6 protein-coding genes are annotated in these 4,096 nt (G+C 60.8%); 1 reads left to right on the top strand and 5 read right to left on the bottom strand.

Translation table 11 applies throughout. The annotated features are described in order from the left end of the window. The 5 genes from FGM15_13525 to FGM15_13505 all read right to left on the bottom strand — a co-directional run. On the bottom strand, window positions 1-277 hold a 277-nt coding region (locus FGM15_13525; protein MBU3666878.1), incomplete at its 3' end, for a hypothetical protein. Next, on the bottom strand, window positions 274-2,097 hold the full coding sequence (locus FGM15_13520) for a hypothetical protein (protein ID MBU3666877.1): 1,824 nt from the start codon (window positions 2,095-2,097) through the stop codon (window positions 274-276). The genes FGM15_13525 and FGM15_13520, both read right to left, overlap by 4 nt. Beyond that, a complete protein-coding gene (locus tag FGM15_13515; protein ID MBU3666876.1) occupies window positions 2,094-2,693 on the bottom strand; it encodes a hypothetical protein in 600 nt (199 codons plus the stop codon). Before FGM15_13515 ends, FGM15_13520 begins: the two co-directional genes overlap by 4 nt. A gap of 17 nt (window positions 2,694-2,710) precedes the next feature. Continuing rightward, window positions 2,711-3,211: a hypothetical protein gene (locus FGM15_13510; GenBank protein MBU3666875.1), complete on the bottom strand. Its 501-nt coding sequence runs from the start codon at window positions 3,209-3,211 to the stop codon at window positions 2,711-2,713. Then, on the bottom strand, window positions 3,208-3,399 hold the full coding sequence (locus FGM15_13505; GenBank protein MBU3666874.1) for a helix-turn-helix transcriptional regulator: 192 nt from the start codon (window positions 3,397-3,399) through the stop codon (window positions 3,208-3,210). The genes FGM15_13510 and FGM15_13505 overlap by 4 nt, the downstream gene beginning before the upstream one ends. Window positions 3,400-3,459: 60 nt before the next feature. Here FGM15_13505 and FGM15_13500 point away from each other — a divergent pair. Further along, on the top strand, window positions 3,460-4,096 hold a 637-nt coding region (locus FGM15_13500; protein MBU3666873.1), incomplete at its 3' end, for a hypothetical protein.

Below are 4,096 nucleotides of genomic sequence, written 5' to 3'. Positions count from 1 at the left end.
TTGCCCAGCGGATGAAATCGAAAGCAGCGGCGGTTTTCGGGCGCCATGCATTCAGGGGTTTATCGTTGCGCAACGATAAACCCTCTCTGACGGACAGATCTTCGAGCCACTTTTTGATAACCCAACATACAAATGCCGCGCACCACGGCCATGGCGCCGGTTTGAGCCAAGTGGCCGACTGGTATTGGACGATTTTTGGGCCACGGTTGTTGCCGCCGACTTCACGAACTCCGATTTCTGCTGCTGCAATATGGGCGAGTTTTTTGCGAAGGCTCATGCCTCCGGTTCGGAGTCAACTTGAGCGTCTCCGGGCGGAGTGAACTCGCGGCCGATCATTTTCAGCATGACCGCCGCCACCACCTGCATGCATTCGCAGTCCCAGTAGTGGTTCGGGCGCTGGCCGATCTGCTTCCAGCGCCAGGTGCCGTTGACGTTGACCCGGTGCTCGCTCTCCATCTGGCCGAGGTAGTCGTCGTCGATGTCGTCCGGGACTTCCCAAGTCGGACCCTTCTCGGGGTTTTGATTGCGGCGGAGGCGCGAAAGGATGTCCTTCACGTTGAGGTTGGACCAGTAGAAGACCGATGCCTTCTTGTCGGCGGCGAGGACCACGCGGCGGCGAGTGGAGTAGAAGCGGTGGATAGCCCGGTTGCCGGAGAGTTTGTGGGAGAAGGTTGAGCGCTTGTCGCCGATGAGGGCGGTCCATCCGTGTTCGGCGCAGTGACGATAGACCTCGTAGGCGTTGTGGCCCGCGTCGAGAAAGACGAGGTTCGGGTGGATGGCAAATCGATCCTGCATGGTGGCGATGTCCTCGAAGGTGAGGATTTTCTCGTTCCACATGAGGCGGGATGAACCCGTGGCGCTCCATGAGCGAACGACGGCAAAGAGGTGATCCATTTGCACGTCCACGGTCAGAATTCTCAGGAACGCCGCGGTCTGAGCCGGGTCCGCCGGGCCGGGCACGATCTTGCCGGCTTTGCTCATGACGGCCTCGTCTTCCCACACCTCGCCCTTGCGATACCCGGTGCGTTCGATCTCCAGCTTGTAGTCGTCGGCCATTTCGCGCCACGGGATGGCCAGACGCTTTTGGTAGAACTGCTTGAGCGAACTGAAATCGCCATGACGCGCCGCAGCCTTGGCGCGCAGGTAGAGTTCGGCCAGAACGCCCCAGCTTTGGGAGCACAGTGCGTTCCAATGAAAGCCTGCGTTCTCGGCCGATGCCTTGGGATTGGCCGCCACGTATTTGCCGCTGGCATTGAGTTCGCGGCGTTGCCGCTCGGTGTCCTCAAATGCCCGGCTGCAGCCGGAGCAAAGAAGCACGGTCGTCTGGCGCACGGCCTGATAGTCCCAGTTGTCGTTCTCGTCGCGCGCCGATTTGCTCCACTCCACGTTCTCCCAGGAGAAGGGCTGGCGAAGAGAGCAGGTCGGGCAGGCGAAGGTCCATTGCCGCTGGTCGGTGGTCTCGAACTTGCGCTGTGTGTCGTCGCCCTCCTCGCCGGCCTGCGACATGAAGACGCATTTGCCGAGCCATCCGAAAGCGGTGACACGGGCCTCGGCCTCGGCCATGTGACCCGCCGGCCAGCGCCAGGTTTCGTCACCGATCAGCCATCGGATCGACCGTCGTTGGAGGTTTGTCTTGTTGTGCGCCCCGAGCACCCAGAGCGTCATGCCGTTGCGGAAATGAATCGTGTTGTTCTTTTTCTTGTGGCGGTTGCGCGGGTATAGGGCTTTGACCGGGGCGCACTCGTCGAAGAGCTTTTGCAGACGCGACTCGCTCTGGTCCTTGGCATCCTCGTCGGTTTGATCAAGCCAGAGGGTCGGGCCGGGCAGGTTGGAGATGATGTAGCAAAGGCCCAACTCTCCGATGCTGGTTTTGCCGCACTGGATCGCCGCGATAATGGAGAGGAGGCGCACGGCCGGATCGGCCAAGGCCTCCAGCGGTTCGCGCAGCCACGGAGAGTTCTCCGAGCGGAACTTGCCCGGAATTGGCGAGTATGGAATTGAGGCGATGTGCTGCTCGGCCCACATCCACGGCGCGCGTCGGTCCGGCGGTTGCCAAGCCTCGCGCCAGATGCGGTCGAGTTGTTTGGAGTGAGTCATTGGCCCTCGTGCAGAAGGGCGGCGAACTCGTCGATGGCCATCGACAGCTCTTTTCGGATGCGAACGGCATCGAGGCCCGAGAGGATCGGGGGCAGTTCGTTCTCCAGCCGCTTGCGCAGCAGGGAAACTGCTTGGCCGACATGGTAGGCCCAACGCGAGCGCACTTCCTCCTCGGGGACAAACTCGCCCTTCCTGACCGAGAGGCGAAATTCCCGCTCCATGACTTCGGCCAGAAGTTTGCGCGCGCGCAGGGCGCTCTCCTCGTCCGGTGCCAGCGCCGCGCCACCCTTGAGTCCTTTGCGCGCCATGAACTCGCGCCAGGCCGCCACATCGTGGTTGCCGTTGGCCGAAGGCGTCGGGCTATCGGGCAGCTTTTTCCACCCGTTGATGGCTTGGCGCGTGACCCCGAGGATTTCAGCCAATTCGTGGTAGTTGGAAGCCGTGGCCGGATCGCCGCCGCTGGATCCCGCCGCAATTGATTGGAGCATGGCCCGCTCGCCGCGGGTGAGTTTGCCGCCGGATTGGACTCTGCTGACGAGATTGCTGAAGTCGCGGTTGAGAATCTTGCGCGCGACTTCCGCCGGTATTTGCTCCATTCAAGGAGCACCCGGCGTCAAAGCGGACGGCCAACCGTGTTGATAAAGGCCTTGGCGGGAAAGTGGTCCTGGAGCGACATGAACGGCGTGTTGGCCAAGTGCGACTGAACGGCGAGCCAATCAATCTCACCATCTTCAGTCATGGCCTGCTCGACATAGGACTCGATGAGATAGATCGCGTTGTTCATCGAGCCGATGATGCTGCGGTTGCTTCGTTTGGTGGCAACGACGCTGATATTCGCCCCGTCGAAGTCGCCGTTGACCATCATGTAGGACGCCTCGATGTGCAGGAGGAGGCGCTGAAGGAAGCTTTCGTAGGTGGTGTGAGATTGCAGGTCGATGATGAGCGGCCAGAGCGAGGCATCATGCATGACCAAGGCATGAGTGCCCGCGCGTGGAATACGGAAGAGGTCGGCGCTCCATGAGTCTTCGCGTCCGGTCTGGGCGACATTGCTGTCCTTGAAAGACAGCGTGCACTTGAGCCTTTTGGCCAAGGCTTGCGAAAGATGCAGGATCATTTTGGGGCAATTACTTTGAGAAGTGCGGCCAGGCCGAAACCGCGCGGCATGTTCCGTGCTATCTCCCAGTTTTGCAAAGTGCGCACAGAAACCCCGAGCTTGGCCGCTGCTTCCTCCTGGGTGAAGCGCCGGCGCTCGCGGTAATCCTTGAGAATCTTGGCGAACTTTCTGCGGGTGACTTGTGCCATGAAGCAACTACGCGATAAGCGCAGGCGGTGTGTCAAGGTTGACACCGCATCGTCGGCAAGATGCGCGTTCTCTGTGCCCACACTTCGCTGGCCGACCCGGCGACGCTCAAACCCAACCCGGCGAATCCGAACCGCCACAGCGCCCACCAAATCCAGATCTTGGCGGCCATCATCCAAGAGCAGGGCTGGCGCGCGCCGATCACGGTGAGCAAACGCAGCGGTCTCATTGTCCGCGGTCACGGGCGGCTGGAAGCCGCCTTGCTCATGGGGTGCGACAAGGTGCCGGTCGATGAGCAGGACTACGCCAACGATGCCGAGGAACTGGCCGACCTTCTGGCCGACAACCGGCTCTCCGAGTTGGCTGAATTGGACGAGGCCGACTTGAAGAAAGTGATCGAAAAGCTACGCGAGGCCGATCCGAGCTTTGATGTGGAGCTGACTGGCTTCATGGAAGACGAGATCGCCAAGCTCTTTGCCGAGGAAGACGTGGAAGACGCGCTGGAGACGATTCCCCGCATGGAATGCCAGGCTTTTGAGCATCACGACTACTTGGTCTTCATGTTCCACGACTTGCGCGACTGGATGCTGGCCCTTCAAGGCATGGGCGTAGTCGAGGTGGATTACTCGATCAGCCGCACCAGCAAGCGCATCGGCATCGGCCGAGTTCTCAATGGCAAAAGACTCCTCCAACTCCTCC

The organism is Chthoniobacterales bacterium, from assembly GCA_018883245.1.
GTDB lineage: Bacteria > Verrucomicrobiota > Verrucomicrobiia > Chthoniobacterales > JACTMZ01 > JACTMZ01.
Note: the sequence above shows the minus strand (reverse complement) of the source record. Positions and strands in the feature narration are given on the sequence as shown.